The 22,095-nt window shown below is 71.3% G+C and carries 21 protein-coding genes; 10 read left to right on the forward strand and 11 right to left on the reverse strand.

The features are described 5' to 3' along the window. Window positions 1-9 precede the first annotated feature (9 nt). From ACLJQF_RS10930 to ACLJQF_RS10955, 6 genes are read left to right on the forward strand one after another with little or no spacing between them, the layout of a single operon-like run. Window positions 10-777, forward strand: a complete 768-nt coding sequence (locus tag ACLJQF_RS10930) for an ABC transporter ATP-binding protein (RefSeq protein WP_410608138.1) — start codon at window positions 10-12, stop codon at window positions 775-777. After that, on the forward strand, window positions 777-1,646 hold the full coding sequence (locus tag ACLJQF_RS10935) for an ABC transporter permease (protein ID WP_410608139.1): 870 nt from the start codon (window positions 777-779) through the stop codon (window positions 1,644-1,646). The genes ACLJQF_RS10930 and ACLJQF_RS10935 overlap by 1 nt, the downstream gene beginning before the upstream one ends. A gap of 29 nt (window positions 1,647-1,675) precedes the next feature. After that, window positions 1,676-2,866, forward strand: a complete 1,191-nt coding sequence (locus ACLJQF_RS10940; RefSeq protein ID WP_410608140.1) for an ABC transporter substrate-binding protein — start codon at window positions 1,676-1,678, stop codon at window positions 2,864-2,866. 11 nt (window positions 2,867-2,877) lie between these two features. After that, a complete protein-coding gene (locus ACLJQF_RS10945; RefSeq protein WP_410608141.1) occupies window positions 2,878-4,212 on the forward strand; it encodes an FAD-binding oxidoreductase in 1,335 nt (444 codons plus the stop codon). Further along, on the forward strand, window positions 4,209-5,000 hold the full coding sequence (locus ACLJQF_RS10950) for a creatininase family protein (RefSeq protein WP_410608142.1): 792 nt from the start codon (window positions 4,209-4,211) through the stop codon (window positions 4,998-5,000). The genes ACLJQF_RS10945 and ACLJQF_RS10950 overlap by 4 nt, the downstream gene beginning before the upstream one ends. Before the next feature lie 49 nt (window positions 5,001-5,049). Beyond that, the gene (locus ACLJQF_RS10955; protein ID WP_410608143.1) at window positions 5,050-5,436 is read left to right on the forward strand and encodes a cysteine/serine endopeptidase inhibitor; all 387 of its coding nucleotides are present in this window, start codon (window positions 5,050-5,052) and stop codon (window positions 5,434-5,436) included. Between the two features lie 64 nt (window positions 5,437-5,500). Here the strand turns inward: ACLJQF_RS10955 and ACLJQF_RS10960 are convergent, their stop codons facing one another. After that, window positions 5,501-9,409, reverse strand: a complete 3,909-nt coding sequence (locus ACLJQF_RS10960; RefSeq protein WP_410608144.1) for a BTAD domain-containing putative transcriptional regulator — start codon at window positions 9,407-9,409, stop codon at window positions 5,501-5,503. A 160-nt stretch (window positions 9,410-9,569) separates the two neighbouring features. On the opposite strand from ACLJQF_RS10960, the gene ACLJQF_RS10965 reads away from it, so the two are divergent. After that, window positions 9,570-10,025: a hypothetical protein gene (locus ACLJQF_RS10965; protein WP_410608145.1), complete on the forward strand. Its 456-nt coding sequence runs from the start codon at window positions 9,570-9,572 to the stop codon at window positions 10,023-10,025. 457 nt (window positions 10,026-10,482) lie between these two features. On the opposite strand, the gene ACLJQF_RS10970 is transcribed toward ACLJQF_RS10965, so the two are convergent. The 10 genes from ACLJQF_RS10970 to ACLJQF_RS11015 all read right to left on the reverse strand — a co-directional run bounded on the left by ACLJQF_RS10970 (window position 10,483) and on the right by ACLJQF_RS11015 (window position 19,907). Beyond that, window positions 10,483-10,800 (reverse strand): hypothetical protein, encoded by a 318-nt coding sequence (locus ACLJQF_RS10970; RefSeq protein ID WP_410608146.1) that lies wholly within the window; start codon window positions 10,798-10,800, stop codon window positions 10,483-10,485. Window positions 10,801-11,402: 602 nt separating this feature from the next. After that, entirely contained in the window at window positions 11,403-12,440 is a 1,038-nt protein-coding gene (locus ACLJQF_RS10975; RefSeq protein WP_410608147.1) for an MSMEG_0565 family glycosyltransferase, read from the reverse strand. Beyond that, window positions 12,440-13,270: a carbon-nitrogen hydrolase family protein gene (locus ACLJQF_RS10980; RefSeq protein ID WP_410608148.1), complete on the reverse strand. Its 831-nt coding sequence runs from the start codon at window positions 13,268-13,270 to the stop codon at window positions 12,440-12,442. The genes ACLJQF_RS10975 and ACLJQF_RS10980 overlap by 1 nt, the downstream gene beginning before the upstream one ends. Beyond that, window positions 13,252-14,100: a carbon-nitrogen hydrolase family protein gene (locus tag ACLJQF_RS10985; RefSeq protein WP_410608149.1), complete on the reverse strand. Its 849-nt coding sequence runs from the start codon at window positions 14,098-14,100 to the stop codon at window positions 13,252-13,254. The genes ACLJQF_RS10980 and ACLJQF_RS10985 overlap by 19 nt, the downstream gene beginning before the upstream one ends. Continuing rightward, window positions 14,097-15,467, reverse strand: a complete 1,371-nt coding sequence (locus ACLJQF_RS10990; RefSeq protein ID WP_410608150.1) for an MSMEG_0567/sll0787 family protein — start codon at window positions 15,465-15,467, stop codon at window positions 14,097-14,099. The genes ACLJQF_RS10985 and ACLJQF_RS10990 overlap by 4 nt, the downstream gene beginning before the upstream one ends. Window position 15,468: 1 nt before the next feature. Further along, complete coding sequence (locus tag ACLJQF_RS10995; protein WP_410608151.1) at window positions 15,469-16,539, reverse strand: MSMEG_0568 family radical SAM protein; 1,071 nt, start codon at window positions 16,537-16,539, stop codon at window positions 15,469-15,471. A gap of 8 nt (window positions 16,540-16,547) precedes the next feature. After that, the gene (locus ACLJQF_RS11000) at window positions 16,548-17,060 is read right to left on the reverse strand and encodes an MSMEG_0572/Sll0783 family nitrogen starvation response protein (protein WP_086864132.1); all 513 of its coding nucleotides are present in this window, start codon (window positions 17,058-17,060) and stop codon (window positions 16,548-16,550) included. 4 nt (window positions 17,061-17,064) lie between these two features. Further along, the gene (locus ACLJQF_RS11005) at window positions 17,065-17,901 is read right to left on the reverse strand and encodes an amidohydrolase family protein (RefSeq protein WP_410608152.1); all 837 of its coding nucleotides are present in this window, start codon (window positions 17,899-17,901) and stop codon (window positions 17,065-17,067) included. Beyond that, the gene (locus ACLJQF_RS11010; protein ID WP_410608153.1) at window positions 17,901-19,220 is read right to left on the reverse strand and encodes an MSMEG_0569 family flavin-dependent oxidoreductase; all 1,320 of its coding nucleotides are present in this window, start codon (window positions 19,218-19,220) and stop codon (window positions 17,901-17,903) included. The genes ACLJQF_RS11005 and ACLJQF_RS11010 overlap by 1 nt, the downstream gene beginning before the upstream one ends. Window positions 19,221-19,277: 57 nt before the next feature. Next, window positions 19,278-19,907, reverse strand: a complete 630-nt coding sequence (locus tag ACLJQF_RS11015) for a hypothetical protein (RefSeq protein WP_410608154.1) — start codon at window positions 19,905-19,907, stop codon at window positions 19,278-19,280. A gap of 258 nt (window positions 19,908-20,165) precedes the next feature. Here ACLJQF_RS11015 and ACLJQF_RS11020 point away from each other — a divergent pair, with 258 nt between their 5' ends. The 3 genes from ACLJQF_RS11020 (at window position 20,166) to ACLJQF_RS11030 (ending at window position 21,922) form a co-directional block, all read left to right on the forward strand. Beyond that, window positions 20,166-20,582, forward strand: a complete 417-nt coding sequence (locus ACLJQF_RS11020) for a hypothetical protein (protein WP_410608155.1) — start codon at window positions 20,166-20,168, stop codon at window positions 20,580-20,582. A gap of 506 nt (window positions 20,583-21,088) precedes the next feature. Beyond that, the gene (locus ACLJQF_RS11025; RefSeq protein ID WP_410608156.1) at window positions 21,089-21,463 is read left to right on the forward strand and encodes an STAS domain-containing protein; all 375 of its coding nucleotides are present in this window, start codon (window positions 21,089-21,091) and stop codon (window positions 21,461-21,463) included. An 84-nt stretch (window positions 21,464-21,547) separates the two neighbouring features. Beyond that, complete coding sequence (locus ACLJQF_RS11030; RefSeq protein ID WP_410608157.1) at window positions 21,548-21,922, forward strand: ATP-binding protein; 375 nt, start codon at window positions 21,548-21,550, stop codon at window positions 21,920-21,922. Window positions 21,923-22,095 lie beyond the last annotated feature (173 nt).

Below are 22,095 nucleotides of genomic sequence, written 5' to 3' on the forward strand. Positions count from 1 at the left end.
GGGAATCGCATGTCCACCACGACCGCGGCCGAGCCCGCCGTCCGTTCGACCCTGCTGGACTTCCGCGACGTCGACCTCGTCTTCCCCGACGGCACGGCGGCGCTCGGCGGCGTCGACCTCACCGTGGACCGCGGCGAATTCGTCTCGATCGTGGGCCCGAGCGGCTGCGGCAAGTCGACGCTGCTGCGCATCGCGTCGGGCCTCGAATCGGCTTCGGGCGGAACGACCGACGTGAACACGAGCCGGATCGGCTACGTCTTCCAGGACGCGACGCTCCTTCCGTGGCGGTCGGTCCGGGGCAACGTCGAACTCCTCGCCGAGCTCAACCGGGCGTCCAAAATGGACCGGACCGCGAAGGCGGCCGCCGCGATCGGCCTCGTCGGCCTCGACGGCTTCGAGAAGCACCTTCCGAAACAGCTCTCGGGCGGCATGAAGATGCGCGTCTCCCTCGCGCGCTCGCTCACGCTCGACCCCGAACTGTTCCTGTTCGACGAGCCGTTCGGGGCGCTCGACGAGATCACACGCGAACGCCTCAACGACGAACTGCTGCGGCTGTTCACCGAGCAGCGCTTCGCGGGGCTGTTCGTCACGCACTCGGTCTCCGAGGCCGTCTACCTCTCGACCAAGGTCGTCGTCATGTCCGGGAGGCCGGGCTCCATCGTCGCGCGGTTCGACGTGCCGTTCCCGATGCCGCGGGATCCCGACATCCGCTTCACCCCCGAGTTCGCGGAGCTCGTCGGCGATGTCTCGCACGCGCTCAGGAAGGGGCACCGCTGATGCCCACGCTGCAGGAAACCGCGGTACGCCGCACCACCGCCGCACGCTCCGGCCTGAAGCCCCGCCGCAGCCGGAAACCGGCGTCGTGGTGGCAGCCCGTCGTGGCCTTCGGCGTCTTCGCCGGGCTGTGGTACGCGGCGGCGGCGTATTACGACCAGGTGGTCGAGTCGCCCTACCTCGTGCCGTACCCGCACCTCGTGCTGACGGCGATCATCAACGACACCCGCCCCGATGGCGCCCCGACCGGGTTCAACGCGGAACTGTGGACCGCACTCGGCCGCACGACGGTCGTCTCGCTCGCCGGGCTCGGCGCCGCCATCGTCCTCGGGATCCTGTGGGCCACCGTCATGGCCCAGGCCAAGGGCCTCGAGAAGGCGCTGTATCCGTACGCTGTCGTGCTTCAGTGCGTGCCGATCCTCGCGCTCGTGCCGCTCATCGGGGCGCTGTTCGGCTACGCCTTCCTCTCCCGCGTGATCGTCACCGTGATGATCGCGCTGTTCCCCATGGTCTCGAACACCCTCTTCGGCCTGCATTCCACCGACCGTGCGCAACGCGAGCTGTTCGCGCTCCAAGGCGCCGGTCGGCTGACCCGCCTGGTCAAGCTGCAGATCCCGGCCGCGCTCCCCTCGATCTTCGTCGGCCTCCGCACGTCCGCGGGCCTGTCCGTGATCGGCGCGATCGTGGGCGACCAGTTCTTCCAGCGCGGCGATCCCGGCCTGGGCGTCCTGATCCAGGTCACGGCGTCCCGGCTGATGGGTCCCGAGCTGTACGCGACGATCATCATCGCCTCGCTCTACGGCATCGCCGTCTTCCTCGCCTTCGGGCTCATCGGCCGGCTCGCGGTCGGCCGCTGGTTCGACTTCACCTGACCCACCCCGCACCCCCGAAACGGAGTTCCATGCGCACCCGATCCCGCACTGCCGCCGCCATCCTGTCCGTCGCCACGCTCGCCGTCGCCCTCACCGCCTGCGGCGCGAGCGGATCGGCCGACGCCGGCGCAGCGCCCGCGGCGCCCGTCCCGACCGGACCCACCGTCGACCTCGCCGGCGTGTGCCCGTCGACGGTCGTCGTCCAGACCGACTGGAACCCCGAGGCCGACCACGGGCACCTCTACCAAATGCTCGGCCCCAACCCCGCGATCGATGCCGGCCAGAAGTCCGTGACGAGCGACCTCTACGCCAACGGCCGGCCGACCGGCGTCAAGCTCCAGGTCCGCGCCGGCGGGCCGGCGATCGGCTTCTCGAAGGTCTCGGCCCAGATGAACCAGGACAAGTCGATCACCCTCGGCTACGTCTCCACCGACGAGGCCGTCCAGTTCTCCGGGGACATGCCGACCACGGCCGTGTTCGCCCAGAACGACAAGTCGCCGATGATGATCATGTGGGACCCGAAGACCTACCCGGACGTCGCCACGATCAAGGACCTCGGCACCAAGCTCCAGGCGAACGGCGGCGTCGTCCGGTACTTCAACGGCGCCGCCTACATGGCCTACCTCACCGACGCGGGCTACCTGCCCGCCGGCATCCTCGACGGGAGCTACGACGGCGCCCCGGCGAAGTTCGTGACCGCCAAGGGCAAGGACGCGCAGCAGGGCTTCGCGACCGCTGAGCCGTACGTCTACCAGAACGAAGTCGCCGCGTGGGGCAAGCCGCTGAAGTTCCAGCTCGTCGCGGACACCGGGTGGTCCCCGTACCCCCAGACGATGTCGGTCCGCACCACCGAACTGGCCTCGCTCTCGCCGTGCCTCAAGAAGCTCGTGCCCGTCATGCAGCAGGCCGATGTCGACTTCCTGAAGAACCCGGCGGCGACGAACGACCTCATCGTCAAGCTCGTGCAGGCCTACAACAACGGCTGGACCTACGACGCCGCCGTGGGCAAGGCGGCCGTCGCGCAGATGAAGGACCTCAAGATCGCCACCGACGCCGGCAACGAGCACGTCGGCGCGATGGACGACCAGCGCGTGTCCGAGTTCATCAAGATCGCGGCGCCGGTCTTTTCCAAGACGGGCGGTCACGTCAAGAGCGGCCTCGTCCCCGGCGACCTCGTCACGAACCAGTTCCTCGACCCGAAAATCGGCCTCGGCTGGTGAACAGGAGCGCCATGACCAGCACTGAGACCATCGAGGCGCTGCGCGCCGAACTCGCCGGGCTGCTCGGCGAGCGCGGCGTGAGCGCCGACCTCAAGACCCGCGAGCGCGCCTCGGTCGACGAAGCCACGATGAGCCCCATCCTTTCCGAGCAGCTCCCGCTCGGCCTCGCCGACCTCGTGGCCTACCCGGCGAACGCGGAGCAGATCGCGGCGGTCGTGGCCGCCGCGACCCGCCACCGCGTCCCCGTCACGGCCCGTGGCAAGGGCACGGGCAACTACGGGCAGGGCATCCCGCTGCACGGCGGCCTGATCCTCGACACGACGCGCGCCCGCGCCGTCGTCGAAGTGGGCGACGGCGTCATCACGGCCGAAGCCGGCGCCTCCCTGGCACTCCTGGAACGAGCGGCCGATGCGAGCGGCCAGCAGCTCTGGATGTATCCGTCGACCGCGCAGTCCACCCTGGGCGGTTTCCTCTCCGGGGGCTCGGGCGGCACGGGGTCGATCGCGCACGGCACGAACTGGGAGGGCTTCGTCGTCGCGCTCGACGTCGCCCTCCCGGGTACCACGCCGGCCCTCACCCACGTCGAGGGCGACGACGCGCGGACCTTCGTGCACACCTACGGCACCGCGGGGGTGATCGCCCGCGCGACGGTCCGGCTCGAAACGGCCCAGGACTGGCGGGCCGTGTACGCGAGCTTCCCCACCTTCGAGGAGGCGCTCGGCGCGGTACGGACGCTCCGCGAGATCGAGCCGCTGCCCCGGCTGGTGAGCGCGGACCGGGCCGCCGTGGCGGAACGGCTCCCCACGGACCCGGCGATCCCCGCCGGGCGCGCGAGCCTGCGCGCGATCATCGACGTGACGGCGCTCGATACGGCGTCGTCGCTCATCGCAAGAGCCCGCGGCTCGGTCGAAGACGTGCGCGCAGGGGTCCAGCAGACGATCCGGGTTTCGATGCTCTCCTACAACCACCCCATCTGGTGGCTCAAGAAGAAAAGCCCCGGCAAGGACTACTTCCACGTCGAGGTCGGCGGCGAGGCGCTGATCGACCGCATCCACGAGGTCGAGGCCGTGTACCCCGGCGGTATCCTGCACATCGAAGCCGCGCACCGCTTCCCCATCGGGATGCTCGTCGCGGAATACACGGGCGCGGCAGACGTCTACGCGGGGTACGCGAAGCTCGTCGAACTCGGCGTACGCGTCCACAGCCCGCACCAGTTCTACGTCGATCACGGCGTCGAGGAGCTCCTCGCGCTCAAAGAACGCACCGACCCGGACGGGCTGCTCAACCCCGGCCACCTGGGCGTGCCCGAGCTCGCCGTGACGCTGCCCGCGCAGGCCAAGATATGAACCGCGCCCTCGCCGAACTCGCGGGCCCGTCCCTCGCGGACCGGATCGGCCGGGAATCGATCATCGTCCTCCCCACCGGCGCGATCGAGCACCACGGGCCGCACCTGCCGCTCAGCACCGACGCCCTGATCGCGGAAGCAGTGGCCGGCGCCGCCGTCGAAAGCGCTGCCGCCGAGGGCATCGACGTCTGGCAGCTCCCCACGCTGACCTACACGAAATCCGACGAGCACAGCTGGGCGCCCGGCACGGTTTGGCTCGACGCCGAGACCCTGCTGCGCACCACCGTCGAAATCGGACGGTCGGTAGCGCTCATGGGCGCCGGGACGCTCGTGTTCCTCAACGGGCACGGCGGGAACGTCGCGCTCCTGCAAGTGGCGTTGCGGGAAATCCGCAAATGCTCCGGGCTCAAGACCTTCCTCATGCCCTCGCTCGTCCGCGCGGCCCCGCCCGCGGGCGAAGGGCTCGACGAGCGGGAGCTCGGCATCCACGGCGGCGCCGCGGAAACCTCCCTCGTCCTGCACCTGCGCCCCGACCTCGTGGACCTCTCGCGGGCCGAGCGCTGGGTGCCCGAACACCTCGCGGCCTTCGAGCACATCGGCTTCAACGGCCGCCCCGTGAGCTTCGGCTGGCTCTCGAACGACTTCGGCACCCCCGGTGTCGTCGGAGACCCCACGCAGGCGACCCCGGGCTACGGCGAGGTGCTGTGGGAAGCGTCCGTGCGCCAGGCAGTCGAGTCCCTCCGCGAGATCGCCCGCTTCGAGCACCACCCCGCGGCAGGCGCACGGTAGATTTCGAATCGACTGGTTTCCGCCCCATTGTCAACGATGACAGCTCGTCGTGCTGGCCGCCGCAGCCACACTTCCCCTGACCACGAGCGGTACGGCATGGGCCGACATTCCTTTCGACCAGCCGGTCAATGGCCGCGCCACCTACTACAACGACGCCGGCTTCGGCGCCTGCGGCACGCAGATCAACGTCGCCACCCAGCTGCTCGTCGCGGCGCCGACCGCGTACTGGACCACGACCAACCCGAACAACGACCCGCTGTGCCGGGGCGTGTCCATCCGGGTGTCGTACAACGGCCGGACCATCACCGTGCCCGTGGCCGACAAGTGCCCGAGCTGCGACAGCGCGCACATCGACCTCAGCCAGCCGGCGTTCGCCCAGCTGGCGGACACCGATCTGGGCACCATCCCGGTGACCTGGACGTTCGTGCGCTCGTGACACCGTGACCGGCCTTCGACGCCATGGCCGGAGGCCGGTCGGAACATGCCGATCAGGGTCGTGATCACCCTGGCACGTGAGCGGGACCCGGCTGCGCGCACCAGGTGCCGGTCGCGTCGAGGCAGGCGGTGAAGGCCGCGGGGTGCCACACCTTGGCCGGTCGGCCGGCCGGTGCCGGATCGAGGTCCAGTGTGGTGGCCGGCGTGACGAAGCCGACCGGCACGGGCAGCCCGTGCGTGCGCCGGGCATGGTTCCAGCGGATGATCAGACGGTGGGCGGCCTCGGTGTCACCCAGGTCGGCCGCGATGAGTGCCGCGCACAGCGGGGCGGCGAAGGTGTGCTTGAAGTCCGACCGGCCGCGGGCACTCAGCAGGACGTCCTGCAGGGTGTGGCGGGCGGTCGTGGGGTCGCCGCACTGTCGTTGCGCCTCGGCCAGCAGGATCTGCAGCGGGACGAACCGCGAGGTCAGCAGCGGTAGCGCCGTGCTCAGCGTGGTGAGGGCCTCGTCGAGGAAGCGCCGCGCCCGGTCGGGTTCCTGGCATACCAGGTAGTGGGAGGCGATCACCCGGCGCGGAGCGGCTTGCTCCGCGGCGTGGGTGACCCGGCCGGCCAGGCCGATGAGGTCGTCGATCAGCGCGGTGGCACAGGCGAGGTCACCGAGGCCGAGCAGGGCCTCGACCATCACGGTGAGCTTCGCGGCCATCGAGGAACTGCTGAGGTCGAGCTTGCACTGGTCGTAGGCCGCACCGATTTCCAACGTTCGGGAGTAGCGGCCCCAGGTGTTCATCGTGCTGCCGGCGGAATTGAACACCATCCGGGCGTCGTCGCTGTTCGGCCAATCCAGCGCAGCAGCGACCGCGGGCTCCACGTCGTCCAGCACCGAGGGGTCGAGCGCGAGCATCTTGGCGTTGAGCACGCCCGCCCGCGCCTCGAGGTGTTCACGACGCCGGTGGGTGGCCAGTTCGCCGACCACCGGGCACAACAGCGTCAGGCTGCCGGGAATGTCGCCGAGCATCTTGACGACGAGCCCGCGGTGGAACCGCAACAGCGCGCGGATCTCGGGACGGGCGGCCAGGCCGGGCAGTGCCAGCATCCGTTGCAGCCAGGCGCGTCCCTCGGTGAGATAACCCTTGTTCACCAGCCAGAACTCGAATGACTTGGCGACGATCTCGGCCGCGTCGAGCGCGTGGTCGGTGTCGAGGCCGAACTGCAGGCATTGGCGCAGGTTCGCCGCGTCCGGCTCCATGGCCGCCCACCGCAGCTCGCGATCGGAGTAGCGGGGCAGCCGGTCGATGTCCCTGGCGAGCGCGAGCCACCGATCGAGGTGGTGGCGCATCGTGGTTTCGAACTCTCCGAGGCCGACGAGCCGGGATCCGGCGAACGTCCGGATCACGTTGAGCAGCCGGTACCGTCGGATCCCGGCCACGTCGCAGGGCTGCACGAGCGAGCGATCGACGAGCGCGGCGAGTTTCGCCGCGACCGTACCGGAGCGCAGCGGCGCGAACCCGCACACCTCTGCGGCGTCCTCGGCGGTGAACCCGGCTGCGAACACCGACATCCGCGCGAAGAGGCGCTGCTGATCGGGCGGCAGCAGCCGGAAGGACCAATCGAGGGTCGCGTCCAGGGTCGTGTGCCGCGAGTCACCACTCGACGACGTGCGGAACAGCAGCGTCAAGTCGCGGCCGACCCGCTCGACGAGTTCGTGCAGCGGGAAGGCGCGAGCCCGGGCAGCAACGAGTTCGAGCGCCAACGGCAGCCCATCGAGCCTGCGGCACAGTTCCGCAACGTGGTCGACGTCCGCGCCGGTGATGGTGATCGATGGCGCGGCGCGGTGGACGCGTTCGGCGAAAAGCTCGACCGACGGGACGCCCAGCACCGCCTCGTCCGGTGCACCGGGTACCGGAACGGGCAGCGGTTCCAGCGCGAACACGGCCTCGCCCGGTACGCCGAGCGGCTGCCGGGAAGTCGTCAGCACGACCAGTTCGGGGCAAGTGCTCAACATCCGGGTCACCAAGTCCGCGACGTCGCCGACGAGGTGCTCACAGCTGTCGAGCACCAGCAGCCGCGGTCCGGCCGCGAGCGCCCGCTCGACAGCCGCGTACGCGCCGTCGAGGTCGTCCCCGCCATCGCCGGCGCGAAGCAGCGCGGCCAGGGCGTGCACGACCTGTTCGACCGACCTGACCGTGGCAAGGGCCAACGCGAGACCCGCCAGCTGCCTCCGGCATGCTGATTCGTACGCGACATGCACCGCCAGCGCCGTTTTGCCACAACCACCGGCCCCGGTCACCGAAACCAGACGTTCGCGGTCGAGGAGTGCGGCCAACCGGGCCGCGTCGCCCGCGCGCCCGACCAGCCGGGTGAGGTGCGGGCGCAGACCGACCCAGTCCTGCTCGACCGGGGACGGCGGTGACACCCTGCCGGCGGCCACTTCCCCGTCGATCGAGCGCCGCACGACCAGGTCTCGCGCGTTTCGCAGTGCAGGGAACTCGACGGTCTGGGTCGGGGGCGGGGTGGCGGCAAGGACCCGCGCGTAGACATCCGCGGCAACCTCGGCCAGCGAGCTGCCGGGGCGGGTCGCGGCCTGGCGGGTGGTGAAAGACAAGGCCGGCGGGTAGCCGCCGCACAACTCGACCAGCTCGTCGACCGCGTCGGGCTCGGCAGCCACCCGGTCGGCGCCCAAGCGTGCCGACAGCAGGGCGCAGGCCTCGGCGCGGGGCAGGACGTCCAGCTGCAGGTGGCGGGCGCCGTGCCGGTCGATCAAGGAGGCGAGCCTGGTGCGGCCGGTGACCAGCACGGTGCACGCCGGACCACCAGGCAGCAGCGGGATCACCTGGTCGGCGGTGGCGGCGTTGTCCAGCACCACCACCATTTCCCGCCCCGCGACCAGGCTCCGGTACAGCGCCGCTCTGGCGTCCAGGCCGGCAGGAACGCGGTCCGGGGCGACTCCCAGTGCGGTGAGGAAGCCGAACAGCGCCGTGCCGGGCGCGACGGGCGGTGCGGTGGGATGGAACCCGTGCAGGTCCACGAACAGCTGCCCGTCCGCGAACCGGTCCAGCCGGCGGTGCGCCCACGCCAGGGCCAGCCAGGTCTTGCCGATCCCTCCGGCCCCGCCGATCGCGGCGATCGGCACTGCGCCGGACGTTTCGGCCAGTGTCTCGTCCAGCAGCGTCAGTTCGGCGGTGCGGCCCGTGAACGCTGGGGGCGCAGGCAGTTGCCGCGGCACGTCAGGCGCGGCGATGTGCGCAAGAGCGGGGTCCGTGTTCAGGATTCGCCGGTGCAGGTCGCGCAGTTCCCGACTCGGATCGGCACCCACCTCGTCGGCCAAGCGGGCGCGGATGCTGTCGAATCGCAGGAGGGCCTCGGCTTGGCGGCCGTTGCGGTACAAGGCGAGCATCAACTGCCTGGCGACCCGTTCGTCCAGCGGATGCGCATCTGCTCGCTCGGCCAGCTCGGCGCACAAGGCCGCGTGTCTCCCCTGCGCGAGCGCCAGGTCCACGCGGTCGAGGTCGGCGGCGAACCGCTCCCGTGTCAGGCTTTCCCGGACCGCGGCGATCCACGGCGTGTCCAGCCCGTCGAAAACCTCGCCCTGCCAGAGTCCGGCTGCCTCCTCCAGCAACACCAGCGCCCGCGCCCCGCGCCGCCCGCGTGCCCGCTTCACCAACAGGCGGAACCGATGCAGGTCCACAGCCTCCGGATCCACCTGCAGGACGTATCCGCCGCCCTGCCGCACGATGGCGACTTCGCCCGCCAGCACCCGCCGCAGCCGTGACACGTAGTTGCTCGCCACCTGCCGTGCCTTGCAGGGCAACCGCTCCGCCCACACGCGGTCCAGCAGTTGCTCCACCGTGACGACCCGGTTCGCCTCCACCAGCAGCACCGCCAGCACACACCGCTGCCGCGCATGACCGACCTCCACCAGCCGATCGTCGACCCGCAACTCGACCGGCCCGAGCACCCGCAGCTCTACCCCCACGATGCCTACCTCCCCGCCCCCCTTACTACTCCGCCTCCACCCGCCGTGCGACCGCTGACCAGGCGATTGCCGGAACGCGGTGTGGTCATGACGAACCGGTGGCCCACCGTCTGCACTGCAGCGGGGCCGACCGCCGGACCGGGTCGGCTGCAGCACGCCGATGAATCAGAAGAAATTGCACACGAAATCATCAATTGCTCTGAATCAGGGGAGATCAATGCGTACAGGTCTACGTAAATTCGGTTTTGGTATCGCGGCCACCACGCTGGCCATCGCCGGCTTCTCCGTCGCCACCGCCTCGCCCGCCCTCGCCACCGCCTCGCCCGCCGTCGCCGCGGTGACCTGCGGGCCGTCCGCGCCGGACTACGACCCCTACTCCGCCCAGGCAGTCAACCAGGTGTCGGGCTACAGCGGGCCGGCGATGCGGACCGGGCCCGGCGGCAATTGCCAGCTCCTCACCCGGGTACCCTGGGGCAACTGGGTCTCGCTCAACTGCTACCGCTTCGGCGACACGGTCAATGGTGTCTCGACGTGGTCCGCCGTGCATTATGGCGGGTATTTCGGCTGGGTTTCCGACTACTACCTTTCCGGTAGGGGCAGTAACTACGCGTGCTAGTACTACAGGGACACTTGTGCGCGCGACCTGGCAAAACCCGGCTGGCCGGTCTGCCGCGGCTGGTCGTGAGCGGTAAGGCACGTTAGGCCAACAGTCACGTGACTACCTACAGCGGGGAGCCCGCAGCGGCCAACTCACCAACCGCAACAGCCAACTCACCAACCGCAACGGCCAACTCACCCGCGTGCCCGGTGAGTTGGCCGTTCCGGTGTGTGAGTTGGCCGCTGTGAGCGGTGAGTTGGCCGTTCCTGTCCCGGCAGACCAGCCACCACTGCCACGCCGACCGAAGAACTGTCCCTGCACTAGTAGGCGTAGGTCGGTGAGCCGTGGCTTCTCGATCAGGTCGAGGGTGCCGTTCCGGCACCCTCGACCTGGGAGCTGCCTGCGCCGTCGCATCATCCACGAGGACACCGGGGGATGTCGGTGCTCATGACCGGCGGCCGGGCACCACGTGGGCTCAACCAGGTGGTCGCGCGTCGCCACCGCGCTGAACCGGGCCACGGCTCTCTCCGGGCGGCTCCTCACCGGCAGCCAGCTCGGTCGAGAGTATCTCCTCGACTTGAGCGGCGGCGCGCGAACACCGCCGCCACAGCCCGCCGAACACCCCGGCCGCCGCGGCCACCACACTCACCGCGACGAACACACCCGGGCTGTCGGCGATCGCGATGACGGCGGCCACGATCAGCAACGCCGGCAGCAGCCACCACCGCGGCTGCACGCGGGCGTGCCGCGCCCGGTACGTCAACGCTCCGAGCAACGGGTGTTGTGCGTTCATTCCGGCCGCCTCCCGACTGCTCCAGCGGCCCTGTCGGCCTCCCCGCCGAGCGCCCGCTCCGACGTGACAACGGTCGCTATCCGTTATCCGGTTCGGTCGAGATTCCGGCGGGTCGGGTTACCTCGAACCCCAAAGATCAACACTCTCGTGTACCCGTCGTCACCCGTGTAGCGCAACCGGCGCTGCGATGACGTGCTGCCGGTAGCCCAGCCGTAATCCCTTCGTGCCTTACCGTGCGCACCGGCGTGGCGAGCATGGAGCACCCCGGCTTCCGCCTCACGCGGCATCGGAACCACCCCTCCCCCGCCATCGTCCTCCACCGCGACCCCGCCATCCAGGACGCCGGACGTCGCTCAGAGCGGCTTGTCCAGGGGTGGTCGGCAGCTCCCGCACCCGGTTGCCGGTCGCGTGGTGGACGGCGTTCGCCACGGCGAGGATGTTCTCGGCGGCGTAGCGATGCCGGGCCGGCGGCCTGCGCGAAATTGCCGCCGATGCGACCGCAACGGGTGTGCACCGGCGAGGTCAGCTGGTGATGCCGCGCGTGGGCAACTCGGCCACCGGCGAACGGATCGCCGCCTTGCCCGCGTCGCCAGGCAAACCGGTCACAGGCCCCGGTAGAAAGCCCGGTGGGCTTCGGCGGCCGCGGCCCACGTGTAGCGCCGGGCCAGTGCCCGCCCGGGCGCCGGGTCGGCGCCGTCGAGCGCCGCGCGTAGCTCCCGGGCGAAGCCGGGCGGGTCGGCGGCGAACCGCACGGCTCCGCCGAAGACCTCTCTCAGCACGGGTAGGTCGCGGGTCACCACCGGCACCCCGGCGGCGAGGGCCTCCATCGCGGCCAGTCCGAAGCCCTCTTTGGTGGAGGGGAACGCGAACACCGCCGCCGACGCGATCAGCGACGGCAGCTCGTCATGTGCGACCGGGCCGAGGACGACTGGCTCGATGCCCAGCTCGGCGGCGCGTTTCTCCCAGCGGGTGCGGTATTCGCGGTAGTCGAAGAGTGTCTCGCCGCCGGCGATCAGCAGGGGGAGGTCCGGCTCGGCCAGCAGCGCGTATGCCTCCAACAGGTCCAGTGAGCCCTTCCGCGGCTCGATCCCGCCCACGGCCAGGACATACCGCCCCCGTGCCGAAGAACGGCGAGCCGTCGCGAAGCGGTCGTAGTCGACGCCGTTGGGGATCACCGCCGCCTCGATCCCCCAGCCGGCGCGGACCTCGGTGGCGACCGACGCCGACACGCAGACGTGCGCGTACGGCCGGACGATCGCGCGTTCGTGGCACGCGGCCAGCTCGGGCGTGGTGAAGGTGTCGAGGTGGTGGATCGTGCGGACGCAAGCGTCGACGGCGTTCGCGCTGATGCAGTCCTGTGCGTGCACGACGTCGTAGGCGTCCGGGGTGAACGCCGCGCGCAGCACCGCGATGGACCGCAGGATCCGCTCGCCGACACCTTCGCCGGGCACGTCGGGGAACGGGACGATCGCCAGGCGGACCCGCGGGTCGACCGGCCGGAAGAACGCCGCGTCGCCGCCGCGGCCGAGCGTCCACACGGTGACGTCCTCGCCGAGTTCCGCCAACGCCTCGGCCAGGGCGAGCGTGTGCACGACCCCGCCGCGGGGCTTGGTCGAGTAGCTCAGCAGGGCGATCCGCATCAAGCCTCCCGGTACACCGACGGTTTCCGTTCCCCCAGGTGGTGCAGGACGCGCCGGGCGTTGGCGATCTCCTGCGCGACGTCCAGCTCGGCCACCGCGATCCCGGCCTTCGACCACGTCCGGGCGAGGATCTCGCCGCCGGGCCCGACGACCTTGGCCTGGCCGAGGAACCGCATTCCGCCCATCGCGCCGGTCTGGTTGGACGAGACCAGCACAACCTGGTTCTCCGCCGCCCGGGCCTGGTCGTAGAGGTCGAAGAGGCGGGACTGGCGGTCTTGGGCCATTCGCGGCGCCCGGTTGGTGATGCTGGTCGGCCACGCGCTCAGGCAAGCGACGACGTCAGCGCCGTCGAGGGCGAGGGAACGGGCCGACTCGGGGAACGTCTTGTCGTAGTCGATCAGCATGCCCAGCCGTCCGATCGGGGTGTCGAACGCGGCGAAGCGGTCACCGGGCTCGTAGGCGACGCTCTCCCCCGGCGGCTGGTGGACCTTGCGGTGCCGGCCGAGCACGCCGTCACCGGTGACGCACACCGCCGAGTTGTAGCGCCGCGGCCCGTCGGCCTCGCAGTAGCCCACGCAGACGACCATCTCCGCGGCCAGGGACCGGATGGTCTTCAGCTCGGCGCAGTCCGGGTCGAGCGCCGGTGGCAGCGCGTCCGGGTCCGGGTGGCGCAGGTCGGCGAGGTAGCCGCCGAGGGCCGCGTCCGGCAGCACCAGCAGCGCGGCGCCGGACGAGCGCGCGTGGTCGATCAGCGTCGCGATGCGCTGGAGGTCGAAGTCGAGGTCGCGGCCGAAGTGCGCGGCCACGGCCCCTATGCGGATCTGCCCCATCCACGTGACACTAACGCGTAGGCATCGGGCCGTCGGTCGGCCAGGTGTCCCATCGAGCGCCGGGCGGTGGCCAGCGCCTCGTGGACGTCGAGTTCGGCGATGGCCATGCCCTCGGCGACGCCGGTGTCGGCGAGGATCTCGCCGCCGGGGTCGACGACCTTGGCGCTCGCGACGAACCGCAGGTCGCCGAAGGCGCCGGACTGGTTGGCCGAGAGCCAGACGATCTGGTTCTCCAGCGCGCGAGCTCGGTCGAACAGGTCGAACCGGCGTTTCCAGCGGTCTTCGGCGAGGTCGGCGGCCGGGTGGGTCCGGCTGCCGGGCCAGGCGGACATGCAGATGACGATCGCGGCACCGTCGAGGGCCAGGGCCCGCGCGGACTCGGGGAACGCCTTGTCGTAGCAGATGAGCATGCCCAGCCGCCCGACCGGCGTGTCGAAGGCGGCGAACTCCCCGCCCGCGCCGTAACTGGCGTTCTCGGCCAGGGGCTGGTGGACCTTGCGGTGGTGACCGAGGACGCCGTCGCCGCTGACGCACACCGCGGAGTTGTAGCGCCGGCCGCCGTCGAGTTCGCAGTACCCGGCGGTGACCACCAGGTCGCCGGCCAGTGCGGCCAGCCGTCTCAGCTCGGGACCGTCGGCGGCCAGTGCGGGCGGCCCCTCGGCGCCGCCGTCGAGGTTGGCCAGGTAGCCGCCGAGCGCGGCCTCGGGCAGGGCCAGCAGCCGGACGCCTTCGGCCTTCGCTTCGCCGATCAGCTTCTCGATGCGGGCGAAGTCGGCTTCGAGATCGCGGTCGAACGGCGCGGCCACCGCGGCCATCCTGAGCGTGGTCATGAGTTCCCCAATCCGGTGACGCCGCCGTCGATGGCGGCCGTCGTTTCGCCGTCGGGCCAGCGCAGCGTGACGCCGGTGCCCGGGACCAGTTCACCGCAGTTCGCCGTGACCGCGGGGCTCGCGGGTGCGGGTGCCCCCGTGGTCAGCATCGCGAAGCCCGGGAAGCAGGTCAGCCAGTCCCCTGTGGACGCTCCCCGCGGTCGCGGCACCCGTTCGACGTCCAGCACCGCGCCGCAGCCGGACGCTTCGGCGAGCATGCCGAGGGTGCCCGCGATCCCGGCCATCGAGACGTCCTTGGCCGCGGCCGGTCGCGCGGCCGCGACCGAGCCGAGCAGTGCGCGCAGCTCGGGTGTGCGGCGGAAGCTCGTCGAGTCCCACTGGCGGCCGGTGTAGCCGGGCCGCCAGCCGCCGCCGAGGTCGGCGGTGAGCCAGACGCCTTGGCCCGGCTGTCCGCCGCCACCGGGGACCGGGTCGGTGGTCCGGCCCAGTGCCGTCACCGACAGCGAAGCCGGGACGCCGAACTGGGTGTGCCCGCCGAGCACCGGCACGCCGTACGCCTCGCTCGCCTTCCGTAGTCCACGGAGGACACGGGCGGCGAACGACGCGTCCCGGGCGCCGAGTGCGTCGAGCAACCCGGTGGGCGTGGCGCCCATGGCGGCCAGGTCGTTGAGGTTGACCAGCACCGAGCACCAGCCCGCCCACTCCGGGTCGCGCTCGACCATGGCCGGGATGATCGCGTCGCAGGCCGCGACGACATCGGTGCCGGGCAGCGGGACGCCGTCGTCGCCGACGAAGCCGGGCACACCGGTCAGCCCGCGCAGCAGCGGCCCGAGCGCGGCCTTCGTCGACCGGGCCAGCTCGGCGATCCGGCCGATCGGCCACCGCATCAGCACGTGGCCGCGGCCGGCGACGGTCACCGGCCGCACCCGCTGCCAGCCGAGCCGGGTGAACAGGCGCTCGGTGCGGGTCTGGACGGTGGCCTCGAAGCGCAGCGCACCCTCGGTCTCGGCCCGCGCGCAGGCCGCGCGGACCAGCGCCGAGCCGATCCCGGGCAGCGAGCCGGGCGCGACGACCAGCCGCCCGCCCCGCCACCAGCCGAGGTCGGGCCCGTCGGTCGCCGGGCCGAGCCGGACGCCGCCGAGCACGGCTCCGGCGGTGTCCCGCGCGACCAGGACGATCGTGCGCGAGTCGCTGTCGTGGTCGTCGAGGTCGTGCCCGGCGAACAGGCCCTGCCGCGCCACGAACGCGTCGTGCCGCAACGCGCGGTACGCCGCCAGTCCACTGTGGTCGGCCTCTTCGATGTGCAACGCCGGGCGGGCGGCGACGCTGCGGACGTCGCCGAGCAGCGCGAGGATGTCGTGGTCCACGTCAGCCTCCCGCCGCACTGAGCAGCCCGCAGGCGCCGCACGCGGCACAGCCCGCGCCCTGACCGGCCCCGGTCATCCCGGCGGCCCGCAGCAGCGCCGCGACTCGGCCGGTGACCTCGGCGACCAGCGACGGCGAAGGGGCGGTGGCGCCGTCACGGCGAGCGAGAGTGCCGAGCATCGGCCGCATCGGGACGACGAACGGGTACACGCCCATGCCGATCAGCCGCCCGGCCCCGGCGATCAGGTCGTCCGGGTCCTCGCCGAGCCCGATCAGCAGGTACGTCGAGACGCGGTTGCGGCCGAACACCCGGACCGCCTCCGCCCACGCGGCCTCGTACTCGGCCAGCGGCACGGTCGACTTGCCCGGCATCCAGCGCCGCCGGACGTCGTCGTCGAGGGACTCGACGTGGACGCCGATCGACGTCGCTCCGGCTTCGTGCAGTTCGCTGAGCACGCCGAGGTCCCCCGGCGGTTCGATCTGCACCTGGATCGGCAGGCCCGGCACGGCGTCGAGCACCGCCCGGACGCACCGGACGAGGTGCCGGGCCCCGCGGTCGGGCCCGGCCGTGGTGCCGGTCGTCATCACCATCTGCCGGACGCCGTCGAGGCGCACCGCCGCTTCGGCGACCTCCGCGAGCTGCTGCGGGGTCTTCGCGGCCACGGTGGCTCCGGCCCGCAGCGACTCCTCGATGGTGCAGAACCGGCAGCGCTGGTCCTCCGGGTACCGGACGCACGTCTGCACGACGGTCGTCGCGAGGACGTCCTTGCCGTGCAGCAGCGCGATCTTCCGGTACGGCACCCCGTCCGAAGTGGACAGATCGTAGAACCGCGGCCGCGCCACCGGTGTCACGCTCAGGCCGAGGTCGACGCTGCCGCGGTGGATGCGGCCGTCGCGAACCTCGTACGGGCTGTCGTCGTTCAGCGGCAGGGTCGCGTTGGCACCGTCGACGACCAGGTGGCCGTCGTCGCTCGGCCCGGCGCCCTTGCTGCGCTGCACAGGTGCGTCCACCCGCACCCCGCGGACGGCGATGTCGGCGCGGATGTCCAACTCTTGATCGATGCCAACGCGCACTACCGCTCCTAGAACATGTAGGTGGAGTTGATGATCGCGCCCTTGCGCGCGTAGTGGATCAGCGCGTCCTGCACATCCAGGGGGTGGGTCGGGATGACGCCCTCGATGAGGTCCTCCTCGCGTGCGCCGTGCAGCGACAGGCCGAACCGGCAGCAGTAGGCCTTGCCGCCTTCGCTGATGAACGTCTTGAGCTGGTCGTTGATGTTCAGCTCGCCGGGGAACGCGGCGTTGCCGGTGGTCGGGAAGCCGCGGGTGGCCAGGCAGTTCAGCGAACCCGGGCCGTAGAAGTAGATCGCGGCTTCGAAGCCCTTCCGCAGCGCGCGGGTGGCCTGCAGGATCGCCACGAAGCTCACCGACGACTCGTGCGCGATGCCGTGCACGAGCGTGAAGTAGCTCTGGCCGGGTTCGGCCTGGTAGTCCGGGAAGACCTTGGTCCCGCCGTAGAGGCTCGACCCCTGCGGCAGCGACGGGTGCGGGATCTCGTCGAGGCTGGTCTTCTCGGTTTCGGTCAGCTCTGCCATCGGTCTATTTCCCTTTCTTCGGTCCGTACAGCACGTCGAACGTGCCGCGGAAAACCAGGTCGGCGAACTCGCCGTCGCCGGCCGCGGCGGCCAGCTTCGCGAGTTCGCCCTCGTGATCGCCCCACGGCTGGTCGGAGGCGAACAGCACGCGGTCGTGGCCGAGACCCCGGCGCGAGATCTCCTCGACGAGCCAGCGCGGCGTGAAGCCGATCGCCCAGGACAGGTCCGTGTAGACCTGCTTGCCGGCGGCGATCCAGTCGAAGAACCGGCCGCCGACGAGCTTGATGTGCCCGCTCATCCCGCCGCCGAAGTGGACGAGGTGCAGCTTGTTCACGTCGGCGTAGGCGTCGACGAGCTTGCCGACCTCGTCGATGTCCGACGCCGCGCCGGGCGAGGTGTGGACGTGCACGACGAGGTCGTGCTCCCGCGCGGTGGCGAAGATCCGGTCCAGCTGCGGCTTGCAGGCGGGGTCGGACGCTTTGCCGCCCAGCAGGAAGCTGAGCTTGAGCGCCCGCACGCCTTCCTCGCCCGCGAGTTTCAGGGCGTCTTCGGTGCGGTCGGCGTCTTCGGCACGCGGGGACACCCAGAGCGCGGCGCTGATCCGGTCGTCCTCGCTCGCCGCCTCGACGCAGAGTTCGTTGAAGGAGAACGCGATCGCCGGGTCCGGGACACCGTAGTTGGGGATCACCAGCGCCCGTTCGGTGCCCTCGCGGTCCAGGTCGGCCAGCAGTTCGCCGATCGTCGCGCGGCTGCCGATGGCCGGGGCCACCGGCGGACCGCCGTAGAACGGGTACGCGGGCAGCACGCCCAGGTGCCGGTGGGCGTCGTTGGTCCAGCGCATCACGCCACCGTCCGGGGCGCGACCCAGTCGTCGTCGGCCGGGTAGGTGCTCACCGGCGTGCCGGAGAGCCACCGGACGTCCGCGCGACCGCCGCCGGTGATCCGCCGGGTCAGGTACTCCGCGTCCGCCGCGACCCCGCAGAACCGCCCGGACCCCCAGGTGTGCTGCCACGGCAGGCCGAGGAAGTACAGGCCGGGACAGCTGGTGACGCCGCGGTGGTGGGTCGGGTAACCCTTGCCGTCGAACACCGGGACGTCGATCCAGCGGTGGTCGCGGCCGAACCCGGTGCTCCAGACGACGGCCGAAAGCGCTTCCGCGTCGAGGGTGCGCGAGCCCTCCGGCGGTTGCCACACCGGCTGGTAGCGCGCTTCCCGCGGTGCCGCGATCCCGCGGTGCGCGACGAAGGTGTCGATCGAATCCTTGATGCCCTCGGAGACCGCGTCGGCCGCGTCCAGGTTGCGCCGCAGGTCGTCCCCGAAGTTCAATTGTCCACTTCGGACACCAGTCAGCCTGCCGTAGAGCTGCATGCCGTCCGCGGCGAACGCGCGCAGGTCGATGTCGTGCCCACCGTCGCGACCGGTGACGTAGTGGTTCGCCCGGAACCGGACGGCATCCGCGTCGGCGAACTCGTCGATCCCCCGGGCGTAGTAGCCCATGGCGTCGAGCCAGGCGACGACGTCCCGGCCGCGGTAGCGCCGGGCCACCCGCGGCGCCGACCCGACGGCGAGGTGCACCCGGCGCCCGGCCAGGTGCAGGTCCTCGGCGATCTGGCAGCCGGACTGCCCGGTGCCGACCACCAGGACCTCGCCATCCGGCAGCTGCGCCGGGTTGCGGTACTCGGCCGAATGCAGCTGGAGCACGTGCTCGGGCAGCCGCTCGGCCGTCCGCGGCTTCAGCGGCACTTGATAGGGACCGGTGGCCAGCACGACGTGATCGGCGGTCAGCTCACCGGCCGAGGTCGCGAGCCGGAACCCGCCGCCGGGCAGCGCCCGCAGCCGAGTCGCTTCGACTCCCTCGTACAGCGGGGCGTCGAACTCCCTCGCGTACGCCTCGAGGTAGGCGACGATGTCGTCCCGGACCATGAACCCGTCCGGATCGTCGCCCGGGTAGGGGAACCCGGGCAGCCGGCATTGCCAATTCGGCGTGACCAGGCAGAAACTGTCCCAGCGGCGGGTCCGCCATTCGTGCCCCGCGCGCTCGCGTTCGAGCACCACGTGCCCGACCCCGGCACTGGTCAGGCAGTGGGACATCGACAGTCCCGCCTGGCCACCGCCGACCACGATCACCGGCCGGTGCAGGCCGTCGAGCTGGAAGGTCATGCCGATCAGTGCACCGGCGAACCATTTCCGGACGGTTTCCTCCGGAACACCGGCGGGTTACCAGGCCGCTGCCGCGTGACAACTTTCCCCGGCGCTGCTTAACATCCGCCGTCCCGCGGTCTCCGGGGCGTCGGACCAGCGCGGCCAGGGCCAACACACACCCGGTAGCCGACCAGTGCTCCGGTGAAACCGCCGGTCGCCGGCTGACACCGCGCCGGGGGAACGTGGGATCGTCGTCGGATGGACGCCTCGGTCGATCCTGGCGCGGTCGCCGCGGAGGCCGCGCGCCTCGCCGCGGAGCGCGTGGACGACCTCCGCCGGCGGCGAGCGGACCTTGCCACCCACCGGCGCTCCGGCGACGCCGACGCGGGGAAGCAGCGCGCGAACTCTGCGCTCCAGGCGGCGCAGCAGCGGGAACGGGCCGCGCGTGCCCGCCTGCAGGCCGCGCTGCGACGCGCGGCACAAGCTCACGATCGCGCCGCCGAGCGACACGAAGATGCCGCGCACGGCCGCGGCGCCGCCGCGCAGGAACATCGCCGCAAGGCCGCCGACCACCGATCCGCGGCAAGTGCCGATCGCCGGCGCGCCGGCGACCTCACGTAACCGACGACTGCCCGAAGCCGTCGTCTCCGCCTCCAGCGAAATCGCGCCGTCGGCGGCGACCAGGTCCGGCACCGCGCGCGACAACGGTCATCGCTCCTTATCCCTTCCTGCGTGACGAGCCGAAGTGCCCACTCGCCGCCGGGGTGAACCACAGTGTCGGGATTCGCACACGGGCGCAGCCGGCGCCCGTTCGGCGACGTAGGGTCGGAGGCCTTGCGCGGTTCAGCCCAGCAGCCGTAGTCCGGTGCCGTGCCGACGCCCGCGGCCGGTGTTCCTGCTCGCCCGCGGAGGTCCATCCCACGCCCGGCCCACTGCCCTCGCCCCGAGCGATCAGGGGTGTCCATGCTCGGTGAGCCCGCCGGAGACGACCCCCTGACGTCGCCGCGGTTTTCGGTCGATGCAGCCGGCGTCCCGCCGTGGTGCTCTCCCGCCGATGCCCCTGAGCTGATCGCGGGCCGCTACGAGGTGGCCGGGCTGATCGGCCGCGGCGGCACGGCCCGGGTCTACCAGGCCCAGCGGCCCACGGCCGAGGAGGTCCTGCAGCTGCTACGACAGCCGGTCGAGACCGTGCCGGTGCGCCGGAGGCGGGGACGGGTCGTGGCCGGCAGCGTCGCGACCGCCGCCACCGCGGTAACGCTCACCCTGCTGGCGGTCCGCGCGGAGAAGGTCAGCGAGGTGGCCGCGGATCATCGAGGCGATCGAACACGGCCTGAAGCGCTAGCAAGTCCGAGGTCTGCCGCAGCTCGTCGTGAGTGGTAATTCGGGTTCTAACCCTAATTACCACTCACGACCGGGCCCCTCGGCCGGCCCGACCTCCCGGAACCGGGACCGGGGCGGGAGCCCGCCGCCGAATCGGCCACTCCCCCCAGTCCGGCACCCGCGACCTCCGAGAGGCCACCCGAGTCGACGGTGAGGGCGGGGTCACCGCAGGGTTCTGCCTCGCTGCCGCCACCGAAGGCGTCCCGGCCCACCGACGCGACCGGACCGGACCTCGTGCGCACCGCCGGCGCCGAGAACGGCAAGGCCAAGGGCAAGACTCGAGGCAACGGCCAGAACAAGGGCAAAGGCAAGAGGCTTCCGCTACAACCGCCGAGCTGAACCGGCGCCGCGTTGGTCGGAGCCATCGGGAAAACGCTGTGCTCCAGGGCCGTGGGTCACAGATGTTTGAGCAGTGGCTCGACTGGGTAACGTACCCAGGGCAAGCGGGCATCCGCCTCACTCGCGCGGAAGAAGGACCTCATGGCGCCGATGATGGAGAGCGCTGCGTGAGCGCAGACCCCGGGCTACCCGACGATGCGGTGCGCATCAGCTCGAACGTCGTCGAAGGCCCCGAAGGGGTACTGGTCATCGCCCTGCACGGCGAAGTCGACTTGCTGACCGCGCCGCTGGTGAGCGAAACCGTCACCGCCGCAACCGCCCGGCACCCCACAACGCTGATCATCGATCTGACCGCGGTCACCTTCCTGGACTCCTCCGGGCTGTCGATCCTGGCCGACGCCCACACGGCGGCATCCGCGGGAAGCCAGGTCCGCGTGGTGGCCCCCGCCGACGGCATGCCGTACCGGGCCATGGCCCTGACCTGCCTCGACAAGATCCTGACGATCGTCCCCAGCCGGACCGACGCTCTGTCCTCGCCCTGATCCGCGATGCCCACCCCGAATTCCCCAGCCGGCGATTCCGGCAACGAAAGCGTTCCCTGCTCCGCCACGAGCGAATCCGACGTCTTGGATCTTTACCATCCCGCTGCACCGGCGAACCCGGCGCAGCTCGCCCACTTGCGCGAAGAGATCGCCGCCTGGGCCGCCCGCGCCGGCCTGCATCCCGATCGGATTCCCGGACTGCAGCTGGCGGTCTACGAGGCCATGGCCAACGTCGTCGTGCACGCCTACCCCGGACAGCTCGGCACCTTCTCGCTGCTCGCCCGCAGCCGCGACCAGAGCCTCACCGTGACCGTCGCCGACCACGGCCGGTGGCAACCCGCCGCGCGCCCCGGTCTGCTGCACGGCCGCGGACTCCCGCTCATCCACACGCTGGCCGACCACGCCACGATCGACAAGGGAACCGAGGGCACCAGTGTCACCATGACCTGGTCTCGGTGATCAACCCGGCTCCCGCGCCGAGGAAACAAGTTCCGGCGCAACCAGTGTTTCTCTCCGGCACCCTCGACCGGCGGTCACGGATCGTGGCCAGAAGGACGAGTAACTACCTGCACCGGGGGTAGCCCGAAGAGATGGAGTGCCGCGCTCGCAGCAGCCGGCGCGGCACAGTTAAG

This window comes from Amycolatopsis sp. lyj-109 (assembly GCF_046548995.1).
Classification (GTDB): domain Bacteria; phylum Actinomycetota; class Actinomycetes; order Mycobacteriales; family Pseudonocardiaceae; genus Amycolatopsis.

Bases quoted from the DNA above. Each gene is read 5' to 3' on its own strand.
- ACLJQF_RS10935 (WP_410608139.1), top strand. From the start codon at position 777: ATGCCCACGCTGCAGGAAACCGCGGTACGCCGCACCACCGCCGCACGC.
- ACLJQF_RS11000 (WP_086864132.1), bottom strand. From the start codon at position 17,060: ATGGCAGAGCTGACCGAAACCGAGAAGACCAGCCTCGACGAGATCCCG.
- ACLJQF_RS11020 (WP_410608155.1), top strand. From the start codon at position 20,166: ATGCTCGGTGAGCCCGCCGGAGACGACCCCCTGACGTCGCCGCGGTTT.
- ACLJQF_RS10950 (WP_410608142.1), top strand. From the start codon at position 4,209: ATGAACCGCGCCCTCGCCGAACTCGCGGGCCCGTCCCTCGCGGACCGG.
- ACLJQF_RS11010 (WP_410608153.1), bottom strand. From the start codon at position 19,220: ATGACCTTCCAGCTCGACGGCCTGCACCGGCCGGTGATCGTGGTCGGC.
- ACLJQF_RS10970 (WP_410608146.1), bottom strand. From the start codon at position 10,800: ATGAACGCACAACACCCGTTGCTCGGAGCGTTGACGTACCGGGCGCGG.
- ACLJQF_RS10975 (WP_410608147.1), bottom strand. From the start codon at position 12,440: ATGCGGATCGCCCTGCTGAGCTACTCGACCAAGCCCCGCGGCGGGGTC.
- ACLJQF_RS10945 (WP_410608141.1), top strand. From the start codon at position 2,878: ATGACCAGCACTGAGACCATCGAGGCGCTGCGCGCCGAACTCGCCGGG.
- ACLJQF_RS10930 (WP_410608138.1), top strand. From the start codon at position 10: ATGTCCACCACGACCGCGGCCGAGCCCGCCGTCCGTTCGACCCTGCTG.
- ACLJQF_RS11005 (WP_410608152.1), bottom strand. From the start codon at position 17,901: ATGCGCTGGACCAACGACGCCCACCGGCACCTGGGCGTGCTGCCCGCG.
- ACLJQF_RS10985 (WP_410608149.1), bottom strand. From the start codon at position 14,100: ATGACCACGCTCAGGATGGCCGCGGTGGCCGCGCCGTTCGACCGCGAT.
- ACLJQF_RS10940 (WP_410608140.1), top strand. From the start codon at position 1,676: ATGCGCACCCGATCCCGCACTGCCGCCGCCATCCTGTCCGTCGCCACG.
- ACLJQF_RS10965 (WP_410608145.1), top strand. From the start codon at position 9,570: ATGAATCAGAAGAAATTGCACACGAAATCATCAATTGCTCTGAATCAG.
- ACLJQF_RS10980 (WP_410608148.1), bottom strand. From the start codon at position 13,270: ATGGGGCAGATCCGCATAGGGGCCGTGGCCGCGCACTTCGGCCGCGAC.